The following is a 14,274-nucleotide window of genomic DNA, read 5'->3' as shown; positions in this document are numbered from 1 at the left end:
AGCAAGCGCTTTCCGCGTTCCCCGCCGAATTTTATGTCCGCGGGCCGGCTGTCGGCCTGCCGCGCGCTGTTTCCCGCGACGCGGCGAACGCGGGCATCTTATTTCAGGAAAGAAGGAGGACGACAGTATGGGCGAATACGTGCTGGAAATGAACAAGATCACCAAGGTTTTTCCCGGCGTCACCGCCTTGGACGGCGTTACACTAAAAGTCCGTCCGGGCACCGTGCACGCTCTGATGGGCGAGAACGGCGCCGGCAAATCCACCCTGATGAAATGTCTTTTCGGCATCTATCACGAAGATGGCGGCGAGATCATTCTCGACGGGAAAAAGGAAGTCATCAACACTTCCAAGCAGGCACTTGATCTGGGCGTTTCCATGATCCACCAGGAACTCCACCCGATCCGGTTCCGGCCGGTCATGGAGAATATCTGGCTGGGCAGATTCCCCATGAAGGGCATCGCCGTGGACAAGAAAAAGATGATCCAGATGACCAAGGACCTGTTCAAAAAAGTCGATCTGGACATCGACCCCGAAATCCGCGCGGGCGAGCTCTCCGCATCTACCCTGCAGCTGGTGGAGATCGCAAGAGCCGTCAGCTACAACTCGAAGATCATTATCATGGATGAGCCGACCTCGTCGCTGACCGATAATGAGACCGAGCATCTCTTCAAGATCATCAACCAGCTCCGCGACGAAGGGCGCTCCATTATCTACATCTCTCACAAGATGGAGGAGATCCTGCGCATCGCGGACGAGGTTACCATCATGCGCGATGGACAGTATGTCGGCACCTGGCCCGCGGCCGAACTGACCACCGACCTGATCATCAGCCGCATGGTCGGCCGCGACATGACCAACCGCTTCCCGCCCAAGGACTACGAGCCCTTCCCGCGCGAGACGGTGCTCCGTGTCAAGGGCGTCTGCTCCCCACTTCCCAAATCATTCCAGGACGTCAGCTTCCATCTGCACCGCGGCGAGATTCTCGGCATCGGCGGACTGGTCGGCGCGCAGCGCACCGAGCTGGTCGAAGCGATCTTTGGTTTGCGGGAGATCGCTTCCGGCATCATCGAGAAGAACGGCAAGGCCTTCCACGTCAAGAATGTGCGTGACGCCAAGGCCGCGAAAATCGCCCTGCTGACCGAGGAACGGCGCGCGACCGGCGTGTTCGGTTCCCTTTCGGTGCTCGACAACACCGTTATTGCAAGCCAGCAGAAATACGCCAAGCACGGCGTGCTCCAGGAGAAGAAGCGCTATCAGGCCGCTTCGGAAGCTGACAAGCAGCTCAACGTCAAGACTCCGACCCTTGAGACTGCGATGCAGAACCTCTCGGGCGGCAACCAGCAGAAGGTGCTGATCGCCCGCTGGCTGCTCACAGATCCCGACATCCTGATTCTTGATGAGCCGACGCGCGGCATCGATGTCGGCGCCAAATATGAGATCTACACCATTATGCTCGATCTCGTCAAGGCGGGCAAGAGCATCATTATGATCTCCTCTGAGATGCCCGAGCTGCTCGGCATGGCCGACCGTGTCATGGTCATGTGCGAGGGCAGGGTTACCGGCTTCCTCGAGAAGGACCAGTTCGACCAGGTCGAGGTTATGCGCCTGGCAACCCAGTTTATGAAATGATTTAGGAAAGTGAGGTACTAGGAATGCAAGGAAAGATCGTCCCCCGCGCGAAATATTCCATGGGTTTCATCATCGGCGGCATCGTCCTGGCAGTTCTCGGCATCATTCTGCAGATCGTCGACCTGTCCAAGGTGATCTTTGACCTTCCGGTCATCCTGATCGGTCTCGGCATCATCGTCGCCATCTACGGCGGCATCCAGTATTCCCGGCGCGCCACCCTCGGCGACGTCACGTTCTCCCAGAAAGCGGCGAAAGCCTTCCTGACCAACTACGCGATCATCCTCGCGCTGCTCGTGCTGGTCGTGGTCATCTGCATCAGGGAGCGCCGGTTCATGCAGGTCCGCGTTATCCTTGATATCCTGTCGATCTCCTCCACGAGGCTGATCATCGCGCTGGGCATCTGCTTCACCCTGCTGATTGCAGGTACCGACCTGTCCGCCGGCCGTATGGTCGGCCTCGCGTCGGTCATCTCCTGCTCGATGCTCCAGACGGCTACATACGCCAACCGCTTCTACCCCGATCTGCCGCAGGTCCCGATCATCCTGCCGATCGTGCTCGCGATCCTCGCCTGCATGTTCTTTGGCACACTCAACGGCTTCCTCGTCGCGAAATATGACATGCATCCGTTCATCGCCACGCTGGCTGTCCAGGTTATCGTCTACGGCGCGACATCCCTCTACTTCGATATGCCTCCCAACAACTCGCAGCCTCTGGGCGGCATCCGTCCCGACTTCTCGGCGCTTGGCCTCACCAAGCTCTTTGAATTCAAAAACGCGGCCGGACAGGTCGTCTTCCCCGGCATCTCGATCCTCGTGCCGATCGCCCTCGTCGTGCTGGTGGTCATCTGGTTCGTGCTCAACAAGACGGTGTTCGGCAAGAACGTCTACGCCATCGGCGGCAACCGTGAAGCGGCGGTCGTTTCGGGCGTCAACGTCTTCAAGACCATCATGGGCATCTTCATCCTCGCCTCCGCCCTCTACGGCGTCGGCGGCGTTCTGGAGGCCGCCCGTACCGCGGGCGCCACGAACAACTACGGCAACGGCTACGAACTCGACGCGATCGCCGCGTGCGTCGTCGGCGGCGTCTCTCTGAACGGCGGTATCGGTAAGGTCGGCGGCATCGTCTCCGGTGTTCTGATCTTCTCGGTCATCCAGTACGGCCTGCAGTTTATCAACATCTCCCCGATGTGGCAGCAGGTCATCAAGGGCATCATCATCGCCGTCGCGGTCGCGATCGACATGGGCAAATACCGCAAGAAATAATCCTAACCGTTTGGTTTCCCAAAAAAGGGTCCGGCTTTTTAAGTCGGCCCTTTCTTTTTTTGGAAGAAAATGATATAATGCTAGTGATTATCAGGGGAACAATACTGTGTATCCTGCACAGAACCCCTTTCGGCGCGCAAGGCGCGCCCTGTTTTCCATTGCCGCGGGGGCCGGGATGAGGGCCGCCCGCCTGAAAAGCCCTCCCGCCGGGGAGGTTTTGCGGCCGCGGGCGGGGACCCGCCGGCCGGAAGGAGGATTCCATGTCCCTGTACCGCGTTATGCTTGTCGACGACGAGGAGGAGATCCGCGACGGGATCCGGCGAAAGATCGACTGGACGGGCAACGGGTTCGAGCTGGTCGCCTCGGCCGAAAACGGCCAGGAGGCGCTCGAGCTTGCCGAGCAGCTCCATCCCGACGTCGTGATGACCGACATCAAGATGCCCTTCATGGACGGGCTCACCCTCGGGAAACGGCTGTGCGAGCTGATGCCCGACACCAAGCTCGTGATCTTTTCCGGCTTCGACGACTTTGAGTACGCCCAGAAGGCGATCCAGATGGGAGCCGCCGAATACATCCTCAAACCGATCAACGCCGCCGAACTGACGGCGGTTTTGCAGCGCCTGAAAAGCCAGCTTGACGCGGAGTTTGCCGAAAAGCGCAACATCGCGCTGCTGCGCCAGCGCTACCAGAGCAGCCTGCCGCTGCTGCGCGAGCAGTTCTACGGCCGCCTGCTCGACGGGCGGATCACCGAGCGGCGCGCCGGCGAACAGGCGGAGCAGTACGGCATCGACCTGTCGGGGCGGTACTGGACGGTCGTGCTCACCCACTTTGACAGCGACACGCCGGAGGACGCGCCCATCCGCCAGAGCGAGCTGCTGCCCCTCTCGGTGCGGCAGATCATCGACGAAAACCTCGGGCGGCGGTGCTGCTTCAAGAGCACCCTCTACAACGATTCGGTCGCGGTCATCGCCAGCTTCGACGAGCGCGGGCAGGTGCTCGCCCTCATCGACGGCATGAACCAGGTCTGCAAGCTGGCCAAGCGGTTTCTGCGCCTGACGCTGACCGCGGGGGTCGGCAGCCTGTGCGAGTCGCTCGCGGACCTGCACTTTTCGGCCGAGGGCGCGCGCAGCGCGCTCGACTACCGGGTGCTGATGGGCTCGGGACGCGCGATCTACATCGACGACGTCGAGCCCGACCCCTCCGCGCAGCTCCCCTTCGACGAGCAGGACAAGCGCGACCTGCTCGCCGCCATCAAGCTGGGGACCCCGGAGAACATCCGCCAAGCCGTCGACCGCTGTGTCGGGCGGTTCAAGGAGGCGCGCCTGCCGATCGGGCAGTACCAGCTCTGCCTCATGGAGATGATGGCCGAGCTTCTCAAGGTCATCCGCACCTACCAGCTCGACGCCTCCAAGGTGTTCGGGCGTGATTTCGACAGCGGCTTCGCCCTCACGAGCTTCGATTCCCTCGACGAGCTGGGGCGCCGCCTGACCGAGATGTGCCTGACGATCTCCTCGATGATCCGCCGGGAGCGCACTAACTCCTCCAAGGAGATCGCCGAGAGCGCCAAGCAGTTCATCTCCGAAAATTACCAGAGCCCCGACATCTCGGTCGAAATGCTCTGCGACCATCTGCATGTCTCCCCCGCCTATTTCTCCACCCTCTTCAAAAAGGAGACGGGCATGAGCTTCGTGGCCTACCTCACGCAGGTGCGCATGGACGAGGCGGTCAAGCTCCTCTCGACCACCGAGGACAAGACCTATGAGATCTCGCTGAAGGTCGGCTACACCGAGCCGAACTACTTCAGCTACGTCTTTAAAAAGCAGTTCGGCATGTCGCCGACCAAATACCGCAGCAGCCAGGGGGCCGCACATGATTGACGCCATCCGGGAGTGGTTCCGGCGCGTCACAAAGTCCTACCAGAAGCGCAGCATCCAGTATATGATCTCGATCTCCTTCACGATCGTGGCGATGGTGGGGATGATCTTCCTGGGGCTGACCCTCTACCTGCGCTTCGCCACCTCGACCGAGCAGATGGTCAAGGAGGACAACCGGCGCGTCATCGAACAGGTCAACATGAACCTGGACACCTACCTGCGCAATATGATGCGCGTCTCCGACGCGATGTATTACCGCGTCATCAAGAACGTCGACCTCTCGGAGGAGACGATCGACGCGCAGATGAACCTGCTCTACGAGACCAACCGCGACCTGCTCGTCAGCATCGTGGTGGTGGACGACGAGGGCGGGCTGGTGGCCGCGTCCCCGCTTTCGATTTTGAAAAAGACGGTGCGGCCCAACGAGCAGGACTGGTTTGTGCGCGCGATGGGCAAGATCGAAAACCTGCACTTTTCCACCCCGCACGTGCAGAACCTCTTCGAGGACCCCGACTACCGCTACCGCTGGGTGGTCTCCCTCTCCCGCGCCGTCGAGCTGACGAGCAGCGGCAGCGTCCGCCACGGCGTCCTGCTCGTCGACATGAACTTTTCGGGCATCGAGCAGCTCTTCAAGAACGTCCGCCTCGGCGGCAGCGGCTACGTCTACCTCATCGACAGCGAGGGGGAGATCATCTACCACCCCCGCCAGCAGCTGCTCTACTCCAACCTGCTCGAGGAAAACAACCACGCCGCCGTCCACTATGAGGACGGCAACCATATCGAGACCTTCAACGGCCGGGAGCGGGTGGTCACCGTCAAGACGGTCGGCTACACCGGCTGGAAGATCGTCGGCGTCACCCCGATGGCCGACATCACCGCCGACTACTACCACATCCGCACCTTCGCGGTTTTCATCATCTTCTTCACGATGTTCCTGATGGTGTTTGCGAACCTGTTCGTCTCGTCGCGCATCGCCAACCCGATCAAGGCGCTGGAAAACTCGGTCAAGGAGCTGGAAAAGAACAACCTCGACGTCAGCATCGCCGTCGGCGGCTCCTACGAAATCCAGCACCTCGGCAAGACGATCCGCCGGATGGTGGGCCAGATGCGCCAGCTGATGGAGGACATCGTCGTCGAGCAGGAGGCCAAGCGCAAGAGCGAGTTCGACGCGCTCCAGAGCCAGATCAACCCCCACTTCCTCTACAACACCCTCGATTCGATCGTCTGGATGATCGAGAACGAGCGGTACGGGGAGGCTGTCACGATGGTCACCGCGCTCGCGCGGCTCTTCCGCATCAGCCTGTCGAAGGGCAGGACGGTCATTCCGGTGAACGACGAGCTCGAGCACGCGCGCAACTACCTGACCATCCAGAAGATGCGCTACAAGAACAAATTCGCCGTCTCGATCGACGCCGCGCCCGAGACGCTGCGCCTCGAGACGATCAAGCTGATCGTCCAGCCGCTGCTGGAAAACGCCATCTACCACGGCATGGAATTCATGGACGGAGACGGCGAAATCCGGGTCCACTCCTATGTCGGAGAGGACGGCGACCTGTACATCGATGTTTCGGACAACGGCAGCGGCATTCCCGCAGAGGTCTGCGGAACCCTGCTGACCGACGAGACGCGGGTGCGTTCCAAGGGGTCCGGCATCGGGCTGCGCAACGTCAACCAGCGTATCCAGCTGCGCTACGGGGAGAGCTACGGCCTGACCATCCTCAGCGAGCCGGACGTGGGCACCACCGTGCGCATCCACTTGCCCCGCCACAGCTATGACGAGGCTGTGAAAGGAGGGGACGTGAAATGACACAGCGAAGAATCCTCGTGTTCGTGCTGCTCCTGTCCGCGTTCGCGATCTCCTTCGCGATCCTCACCTTCGACGTGCTCGGGGAGGAGAAGGCCCCTGAGGTCTATGACGTCTCCCTCATCGTGCGGGGCAAGACGGGCGAGAAGTGGGAGAGCATCAAGCAGGGGGCCGACCAGGCCGCCAGCGAGATGAACGTCGACCTGAGCTTTATCACCCTGTCGGAGGAGAACAACCTCCGGGAGCAGATTTCCCTGATCCAGCGCGAATACGACAGCGGCGTGGACGCAATCGTCCTCGCCGCCGCCGACAGCAACGGGCTGGTCAACACGATCGAGCGGGTCTCCGAGAACATCCCGGTGGTCTGCATCGAATCGACCGTCAACAGCGCCGCGGTCAAATCCTATATTTCGGCGGACAACTACGCGATGGGGGTCCAGCTCGGCCAGGAGATCGTGCGCAGCGGCAACGCCCGCAAGCGGCTGGCCGTCGTGGAGTCGAGCGCGCAGTGCAGTAATGTGCAGCAGCGGCGCGCCGGGCTCATGAGCGTGCTCGGGGAGATCGGCGGCGAGGTGGTCAGCTGGACGCTCCCCGACGATTCGTCGGAGGCCGCCCGGACGCTGGCCCAGGAGCTGCGGCCCAAGTCGGTCGACGTGGTGGTCACCCTCGACGTCACCGCGCTCGAGGCGGCCGCGCAGGCGGTCATCGACGAGCGGGCCGATTACCTCACCCTCTTCGGCATCGGCGCGACCGGCAAGGTCGCTTCCTATATCGAGCAGGACATTGTCAACGCCACGATCGTGCAGAATGATTTCGGCATCGGTTACCTGGGGGTCAAGGCGGCCGTCGATTCCCTCCAAAAGCGTCCGGTCGCGCCGGCCACCGTCGTCGAGCAGCGCATGATCAACTGGAAAAACATGTACGACCCGGAAAACCAGCGGCTGCTCTTCCCGTTTATCCGCTGAACCGGCATCCCGACGGGGACCTGCAAGAAGGAGGTTTTCGCATGAACATCCGGAAAAGGACGGCGCTCCTGTTGACTGCCGCGCTCTGCCTGACGCTCGCTTCCGGCGGATGCGGCGATTCGGGCCAGAGCCAGAACCCCGACCTGCGGCAGATTAAGATCGGCATGACCGTCTACCGGCAGGACGACACCTTTATCTCCACCCTCAGCGGGTATTTCCTCGAAACCGCAAAGGCCCGTGAGTCCCAGGACAACGTCAAAATCTCCGTCAACGTGATGGACGGCAAGGGCAACCAGGGGATCCAGAACGACCAGGTGGACAAGTTCCTCTCGCAGGGCTACGACGTCATCTGCGTCAACGAGGTCGACCGCACGGCCGCCTCTGTCATCATCGACAAGGCCAAGTCCGCGAACATCCCCATCGTCTTTTTCAACCGCGAGCCGGTCGAGGAGGATATGCAGCGGTGGGACCGCGCCTACTATGTCGGCGCCATCGCCAGCGAATCGGGGGTCCTGCAGGGGCGTATTGTCTCCGACCTCTTTAACAGGGACCCCGAGCTGGTCGACCGCAACGGGGACGGTAGGATCCAATACGTCATGCTCGAGGGGGAGCCCGGCCACCAGGACGCCGCCATCCGCACCGAATATTCGATCAAGACGGTGACGGGCGCGGGCATCAGCGTGGAGAAGCTCGCCAACGACACCGCCAACTGGCAGCGCGCGCAGGCCTCCGCCAAGATGGGCCAGTGGCTGAAGGACGACGAGATCGGCCCCCGCATCGAGGTGGTTTTCAGCAACAACGACGATATGGCGCTCGGCGCGATCGACGCCTACCGCGCGGCGGGCATCGAGGACCTCCCGGTGATCGTCGGCATCGACGCCACGCCGCCCGCACGCGACGCGATCAAGGAGGGGACACTGACCGGCACCGTGCTCAACGACGCCAAGGGGCAGGCCGAGGCGATCTTTGAGCTCGCCTACGCGCTCTCCACCGGGCGGGACGTCAAGGAGGCGGTCCCACGGCTGGAAGGACAGTATGTCTGGCTTCCCCACCACACGATCACGATCGGGAACGTCATGCAGGAGTTCGACGACTAGTGCAAAAAAGGGCTTGCCTTTCCCCGGATGATGTGCTATAATATCACTTGTCTCGGGAGCATAGCTCAGCTGGTTAGAGTGCCTGCATCACACGCAGGAAGTCCAGGGTTCGAGTCCCCGTGTTCCCACCAAAAAGCCTTGCGCAGGTTTTCTGTGCAAGGCTTTTTCATTTTGCTTTAAGCGGACAGAAAGGGAGGCGGGCGGTTTCCCGCCCGCCTCCGTCCCCCGTGGCGGTAAAATCAGAACAGCGCCTTCATCGCCTGGAAAAGCGGCTTCCCTCCTTTCCCTGCAGGCTGGAGGTGCCGCAGAGCTTCCGGGTCCGGGTGTCGGATTTCGCGGTCGAGCAGCTGACGCCCACGCCTGGCCAGGTGCGGCGGGCCATCCGGAAGTCGTTGGATTTTATAAGCCGGCACTGCGCGGTTTGAAGGGACGCGTTCCCCCGCCGCCAAAAAGCCCTGCGCGGGAAATCCCGCGCAGGGCTTTTTCATGCGGCAAGCGGTGCGTATGGAGTCATGCCGGCCGGGGACGGCAGATAAAAAACCGCCGGCTGTGCCGGCGGTTTTTGTTTCTGTTTTCCGTCCGCGGCGGGGGTCTTACGCACCCCGTAAATCGTCCGGCCGCTCGCGGCTCAGGAAGACGGTTTCGGTCCGCTGCTTGTGGAGGCGGACATACTGCTCCACCTGATCATACTGCTTCTCCTCCAGCAGGCGGATGATCTCCTCGTGTTCCCGGGTCGATTCCTGCATACGGTTCGGGTCCACGGCAAAGACCGACCGGGTGATGCTCCACTTCCGCCAGAGGTCCTGGATCATGTTGTACAGCTCGGTGTAGGGAGTCGCTTCGTAGATGCTCATATGGAATTTCACGTTGAGCTCGGAATATTTCGGGAAATTCCCGGCGTCAACCGCCTTTTTCATCTGTCCGTTGAGATTGCGCAGCTTTTTCAAAAGCGCCGGCGTCACATAATCAATGCTCAGGCGCGTGGCGTAGCCCTCCAGAACGCTTTTGATGCGGATAATCTCGAGCAGCCGTTCAATGCTGAACGCGCACACCGTCGCGCCCTGGTTCGCGCTGATCTTGACATATCCTTCGCTCTCGAGGCGGCGTAGCGCCTCCCGGACCGGAATATCGCTGACGTTGTTCTGGCGCGCGATCTGGCTGATGACCAGCCGGTCGTCCTGCCGGTAAACGCCCTTGGCGATATCCGTCATCAGGAGATCGTAAATGATATCAACTTTGCTTTTATATTTTTCCATGAAGGCTTCTCCTACCGCTGTAATGGGGTCCAGTTTGTCCACCGTTATTATAGCAGAATTTGCCAAGCTAGTTCAATAGCCTTATTCCCGCGCTTTCACTGATAATTCCTGAGGAGGGCGAGGAACTCCTCGTCGGTGAGCGCGCGCTCCTTTTGGATTCCCAGCGCCTTGACGTCCCCGAGAAGCGCCCGCTTCTGATCATCGCTCAGTGTGACGCCCAGCAACTCCAGTTTCTTTCCGATCGAAAGCATGCCGCTCTTTTTCCCGAGGATGAGCCGGGGCTCCTTTCCGAGCAGGGCGGGATTGAGGGCGAACATCGCGAGCGGCGCGCTGAAAAGCGTATCGGCGCCAATCCCCGATTCGCGCGCAAAGATGTCCTTCCCCACGATGGGCTTGTTGCGCATGACGGGAATCCCGCTCTTCTCCGCCACATAATCCGAAATCCCCTGCAGCTTCGTAAGGTCGATGCCCAGGTCCTTTGCAAGAAGGATTTGGATGACGCAGACGATTTCCTCCAGGGAACAATTCCCGGTGCGCTCGCCCAGCCCGTTGACGCAGCAGTGGACAGCGTCCGCCCCGCACAGCACGGCCTGCAGCGTGCCGGCCACAGCCAGGCCGAAGTCGTTATGGGTATGGATTTCGATGGGAAGTCCTCCGGTCCGCTCTTTGATGTACCGCATCATGGTGGCGACGGCGCCGGGCAGCGCGCAGCCCATGGTGTCCACGAGCCCAATGGCGTCGGGCCGCGCGTCCCCCTGCAGCGCATCCAGCAGCAGGTCGAGGTCGCCCTCGTCGGCGCGGGTGGTGTCGTAGGGGAAATAGATCACCTTGAGGCCCAATTCCCTCGCCTTGCGGATGGAGGCCACGCTGCTGTCGATGACGCGCCGGATGTCCCATTTAAACTGCAATTCCAGCTTCGGCCGGCCGATGGGGACCTCGAGGACAATACCGTCCACGCCGCATTCCTTACACAGGATCAGATCGGATTCCATCGCCCGCACAAAGCCGAAGATTTCGGCCCTGGGGCCCCGGCGCTTGATTTCCGCGATGGCGAGCTTATCTTCGTCAGAGACGGCGGGCATCCCGGCCTCGATGCGGTGAACGCCGGCTTCGTCCAGCAGCTGGGCGATCCGTACCTTTTCCTCTTTTCGCAGCACGACCCCCGGGGTCTGTTCCCCGTCCCGCAGGGTGGCGTCATGAATTTTCAGGTTGTTTGATATGTGATGTCCCGCCACCGTCTCCGGATCAAAATTGTAGCTGCTGACCCAATAGTCCTCGTTTTTCCATAAGCGCGTGTCCATATTTACATCATCCCTTTCCCATTTCTCCGGCGCGGACAGGAGGGCCGCCGGGCTGTCTCTTCCACGGCTTCCCGCAGACGCCGCGCCGGCCCCCTTCCGTCTATTATTATATATGATATATGATATTGATTCCACGCGCAACTAAGAATTTGCCCAAATTTCTTTCATCGTTATTGTATACAATCTCCAACTATCCGGTGTTTATCGGCCTTTATCTTCCGTAAGATCAATAAATTTTGTATGAAATCTCTGATTTCAACAAAGACAGAGCCGGATTTTTAGGCAATAGAATCATTGACATAATCATATATAATATATAACATAGAATCAACATAAAAATCCCCGGCAAGCAGGCGCCGTGACGGCGGACACCGCCAAAGCGCTGCAAATCAGGAATCAAAAAACGGGAAGGAAGGCAAAGCGAAGTGGTGGATTTACTGATAGAGAACGGAACCCTGGTAATCCCCGAGGTGGGGCTGACAAAGGCCGCCGTGGCCATCGACAGGGGAAAAATCGTGGGGATCGGCGCCCCGGGCTGTCTCCCGGCGGCAAGGCGGACGATCGACGCGGCCGGGAAATACGTGATGCCCGGCGTCATCGACCCGCACGTCCATCTGGGGACGAATCCGGAGCAGTTCTCCAGACTGGCCGTGAGCGAAACGAGGGCCGCCGCGATCGGAGGCGTCACAACGGTCGGCTGCTATCTGCGGGATCAGGGCAGTTATTTAAAATCGAACAGGGACTATATGGAGACCATCAAAAACGGAATCCACACCAACATGTGCTTCCATATCCAAATCAGCACCGAAGAGCACTTGAGCGAGCTGGCCGCCTATGCCGCGGAAATCGGGTCCACAACCTTTAAGTTCTATATGTGCGGGAACCCCGGCATCGTTGAAAGCGCCGACGACGGCTTCATTTTCGCCGGGTTCCAAAAGGTTGCCGCCCTGGGCAAAAGGGCGCTGGCATCCGTTCACGCGGAAAACGAGCGCATCATAGACCGCTGGACGCGGGAAGCCATGGCGGTCAAAAAAGACGGGAACCTCCAGGACTGGCAGGATACCCGCCCCGCAGTGGCCGAGGAGGAGGCCGTCATCCGCGCCGCGCGCCTTGCGCAGGAGGCCGGGGCCAGGCTGTATGTGGTCCACATCACCTCAGAGGCGGCGATCGAGCGGATGCGCCTGCTGAAAAGGGAGAACCAAAACCTGTACGCGGAGGTCACCTCGGCGCACCTGGGCCTGAACACACAGGACCCCATCGGGATGCTGGCGAAGATGATTCCGCCGATCCGGGAGAAAAAGGATTCGGACGCCCTGTGGAGGGGGGTCCGCGAGGGCGTCGTCGACAGCTTCGGGACGGACAACGTAACGCGGACCGTGGCGGATAAGAAGCTCGACCAAGGCATGTGGGGAAGCCGGACGGGCTACGCGGTCCTCGGCACCCACCTGCCCGTCCTGATCGACGAGGGGTACCACAAGCGCGGCGTGCCGCTGATCGATATCGTCCGGAGGGCCACGATGTCGCCCGCCAAAATTTTCGGGCTCTATCCGCAGAAGGGGACCATCCAGGTCGGCTCGGACGCCGACATCGTCATTCTGGATTTGGAAAAAGAGCAGCGGGTCGACCCCGCAAAGATCGGTTCCAGCAGCGATTTTTCCATCTTCCAGGGAAAGGTCCTGAAGGGGTGGCCCGTGATGACCATTGTAAACGGCAGGGTTGCGGCGGAGGACGGCCATCTGGCGGACCAGAAAGGGAACGGCAGCTATCTGTTCCGGCATTTATAAGCGGGCTTGGAGGCGCAGTCAATGCAGTTGACGAAGAACATTTTTGTGGAAACCAAAATCGGGGGCTGCAACGTGGGCTACCTTTTAACCGACGACGGGATCATCCTGATCGACACGCCGCAGCGCCCCACGGTCGCCTGTGAATGGGCGAGGGAAATCTCGTCCAAGGGCACCCCGAAGTACCTGATCAACACGGAATGCCACCGGGATCATTTTACGGGAAATTGTTTTTTCAGGGTGCCGGTGATCGGACACGAGAAAACGCGGGAGGGCATCCTTTCCGTGTCCAAGGAAACCATTTTGAGCCGCGTGGCCGTCATCGACCCGGAGGGGTACGGGCTCGTTGCCGAAAGGGAACCCAATCCGCCGACCATCACCTTTACCGACCGGCTGACGCTGCATTCCGGAAACCACACCGTCCAGCTGATCAATCATCCGGGCCATACGATGGGCCAGACGAGCGTCCTGATCCCGGAGGAACGCGTGCTCTTTACGGGCGACAATGTTTTTTACAGGACGCAGTCGTTCCTCTATTCGGGGGACGTCTACCGCTGGCTGGAGTCCCTGTCGGAAATCGAAAAGCTGGATGTGGATTACATCGTCCCCGGGCACGGGGAGGTGTGCGGCAAGTCGTATCTGCGGGAGCAGCGCGCGTTTATCAGGGAGTGGATCGACAGGGTGAAGGAAGCGGTCGGACTGGGCTGGTCCAAGGAGGAGGCGGTCCGCGAAATTTCCTTTGCCGACCGGTATCCCATGTCGCCGGGCACGGAGGACCTGATGCAAAACGTGCAGAAGAACAACGTCTCCTATCTATACGATCTTTTGAAGGCGGAGCAGGAACGGGCCAGCCCGGACGAGGCTCCCGCGGCCCCATAAAACAGAATCTTGCGGAGGTGAAAAGAAATGAAAGAACTGGTAGTCAGCAAGGAAGTGTTTATAACCGAGGATTTTTCCCAGGCGATGAGGGTGGGGGACGTCCTCTACCTTTCGGGAATCACGGCACGCAATGAAAAGGGGGAAATCCTGGAGAAAGACTTTGAGGCGCAGACGGTCCGGATCTTCAAAAACATCGAAAATATCCTGAAGGAGGCCGGGGCGGTCCTGGACGACGTCATCAAATTCACCGTGTATCTGAAGGACATCAACAACCTGGGCAAATTCCGGGAGCTCAGGAACCAATACTTTTCGGCGCCGCGTCCCCCCAGCACGGCCGTCGAGGTAACCGGTCTGGTTCCGGGCGCGATTGTGGAAGTGGAAGTGATCGTGGATTGCGGAAAGCGGTAACGGCTTTTCAGCGGCCG

At 60.3% G+C, this 14,274-nt stretch carries 11 protein-coding genes and 1 tRNA gene; 10 read left to right on the top strand and 2 right to left on the bottom strand.

Features of this window, described 5'->3' with window-relative positions; genetic code table 11:
- Positions 1-127 precede the first annotated feature (127 nt).
- The 7 genes from RDM88_RS02335 (at position 128) to RDM88_RS02305 (ending at position 8,763) form a co-directional block, all read left to right on the top strand.
- The gene (locus RDM88_RS02335; protein WP_308752836.1) at positions 128-1,630 is read left to right on the top strand and encodes a sugar ABC transporter ATP-binding protein; all 1,503 of its coding nucleotides are present in this window, start codon (positions 128-130) and stop codon (positions 1,628-1,630) included.
- 23 nt (positions 1,631-1,653) lie between these two features.
- The gene (mglC, locus tag RDM88_RS02330; protein WP_308752834.1) at positions 1,654-2,892 is read left to right on the top strand and encodes a galactose/methyl galactoside ABC transporter permease MglC; all 1,239 of its coding nucleotides are present in this window, start codon (positions 1,654-1,656) and stop codon (positions 2,890-2,892) included.
- A gap of 260 nt (positions 2,893-3,152) precedes the next feature.
- Positions 3,153-4,769 carry a response regulator transcription factor gene (locus RDM88_RS02325; RefSeq protein WP_308752832.1) on the top strand — a complete coding sequence of 539 codons (1,617 nt, stop codon included), beginning with the start codon at positions 3,153-3,155 and terminating at the stop codon, positions 4,767-4,769.
- A complete protein-coding gene (locus RDM88_RS02320) occupies positions 4,762-6,573 on the top strand; it encodes a cache domain-containing protein (RefSeq protein ID WP_308752830.1) in 1,812 nt (603 codons plus the stop codon). Before RDM88_RS02325 ends, RDM88_RS02320 begins: the two co-directional genes overlap by 8 nt.
- Positions 6,570-7,535 carry a substrate-binding domain-containing protein gene (locus RDM88_RS02315; RefSeq protein WP_308752828.1) on the top strand — a complete coding sequence of 322 codons (966 nt, stop codon included), beginning with the start codon at positions 6,570-6,572 and terminating at the stop codon, positions 7,533-7,535. Before RDM88_RS02320 ends, RDM88_RS02315 begins: the two co-directional genes overlap by 4 nt.
- Positions 7,536-7,576: 41 nt before the next feature.
- Complete coding sequence (locus RDM88_RS02310) at positions 7,577-8,632, top strand: galactose ABC transporter substrate-binding protein (RefSeq protein WP_308752826.1); 1,056 nt, start codon at positions 7,577-7,579, stop codon at positions 8,630-8,632.
- A gap of 54 nt (positions 8,633-8,686) precedes the next feature.
- Positions 8,687-8,763: transfer RNA gene (locus RDM88_RS02305), tRNA-Val, on the top strand.
- A 462-nt stretch (positions 8,764-9,225) separates the two neighbouring features.
- Here RDM88_RS02305 and RDM88_RS02300 read toward each other — a convergent pair.
- Both RDM88_RS02300 and RDM88_RS02295 read right to left on the bottom strand, forming a co-directional pair.
- A complete protein-coding gene (locus RDM88_RS02300) occupies positions 9,226-9,888 on the bottom strand; it encodes a GntR family transcriptional regulator (protein ID WP_308752824.1) in 663 nt (220 codons plus the stop codon).
- A gap of 95 nt (positions 9,889-9,983) precedes the next feature.
- Entirely contained in the window at positions 9,984-11,189 is a 1,206-nt protein-coding gene (locus tag RDM88_RS02295) for a 2-isopropylmalate synthase (protein WP_308752822.1), read from the bottom strand.
- A gap of 425 nt (positions 11,190-11,614) precedes the next feature.
- On the opposite strand from RDM88_RS02295, the gene RDM88_RS02290 reads away from it, so the two are divergent.
- Genes RDM88_RS02290 through RDM88_RS02280 form a run of 3 tightly spaced genes read left to right on the top strand, consistent with a single transcriptional unit; the run spans position 11,615 to position 14,257 of the window.
- Positions 11,615-12,973 (top strand): amidohydrolase family protein, encoded by a 1,359-nt coding sequence (locus RDM88_RS02290; protein WP_308752820.1) that lies wholly within the window; start codon positions 11,615-11,617, stop codon positions 12,971-12,973.
- A gap of 21 nt (positions 12,974-12,994) precedes the next feature.
- Entirely contained in the window at positions 12,995-13,849 is an 855-nt protein-coding gene (locus RDM88_RS02285; RefSeq protein WP_308752818.1) for an MBL fold metallo-hydrolase, read from the top strand.
- A gap of 27 nt (positions 13,850-13,876) precedes the next feature.
- Positions 13,877-14,257, top strand: coding sequence for a RidA family protein (locus RDM88_RS02280; protein WP_308752816.1), 381 nt, complete (start codon positions 13,877-13,879; stop codon positions 14,255-14,257).
- Positions 14,258-14,274: the final 17 nt, after the last annotated feature.

It is taken from the genome of uncultured Anaerotruncus sp. (genome assembly GCF_902490045.1).
GTDB lineage: Bacteria > Bacillota > Clostridia > Oscillospirales > Ruminococcaceae > Anaerotruncus.
The sequence above is the reverse complement of the archived record's forward strand: the minus strand, read 5'-3'. Positions and strand labels throughout refer to the sequence as shown.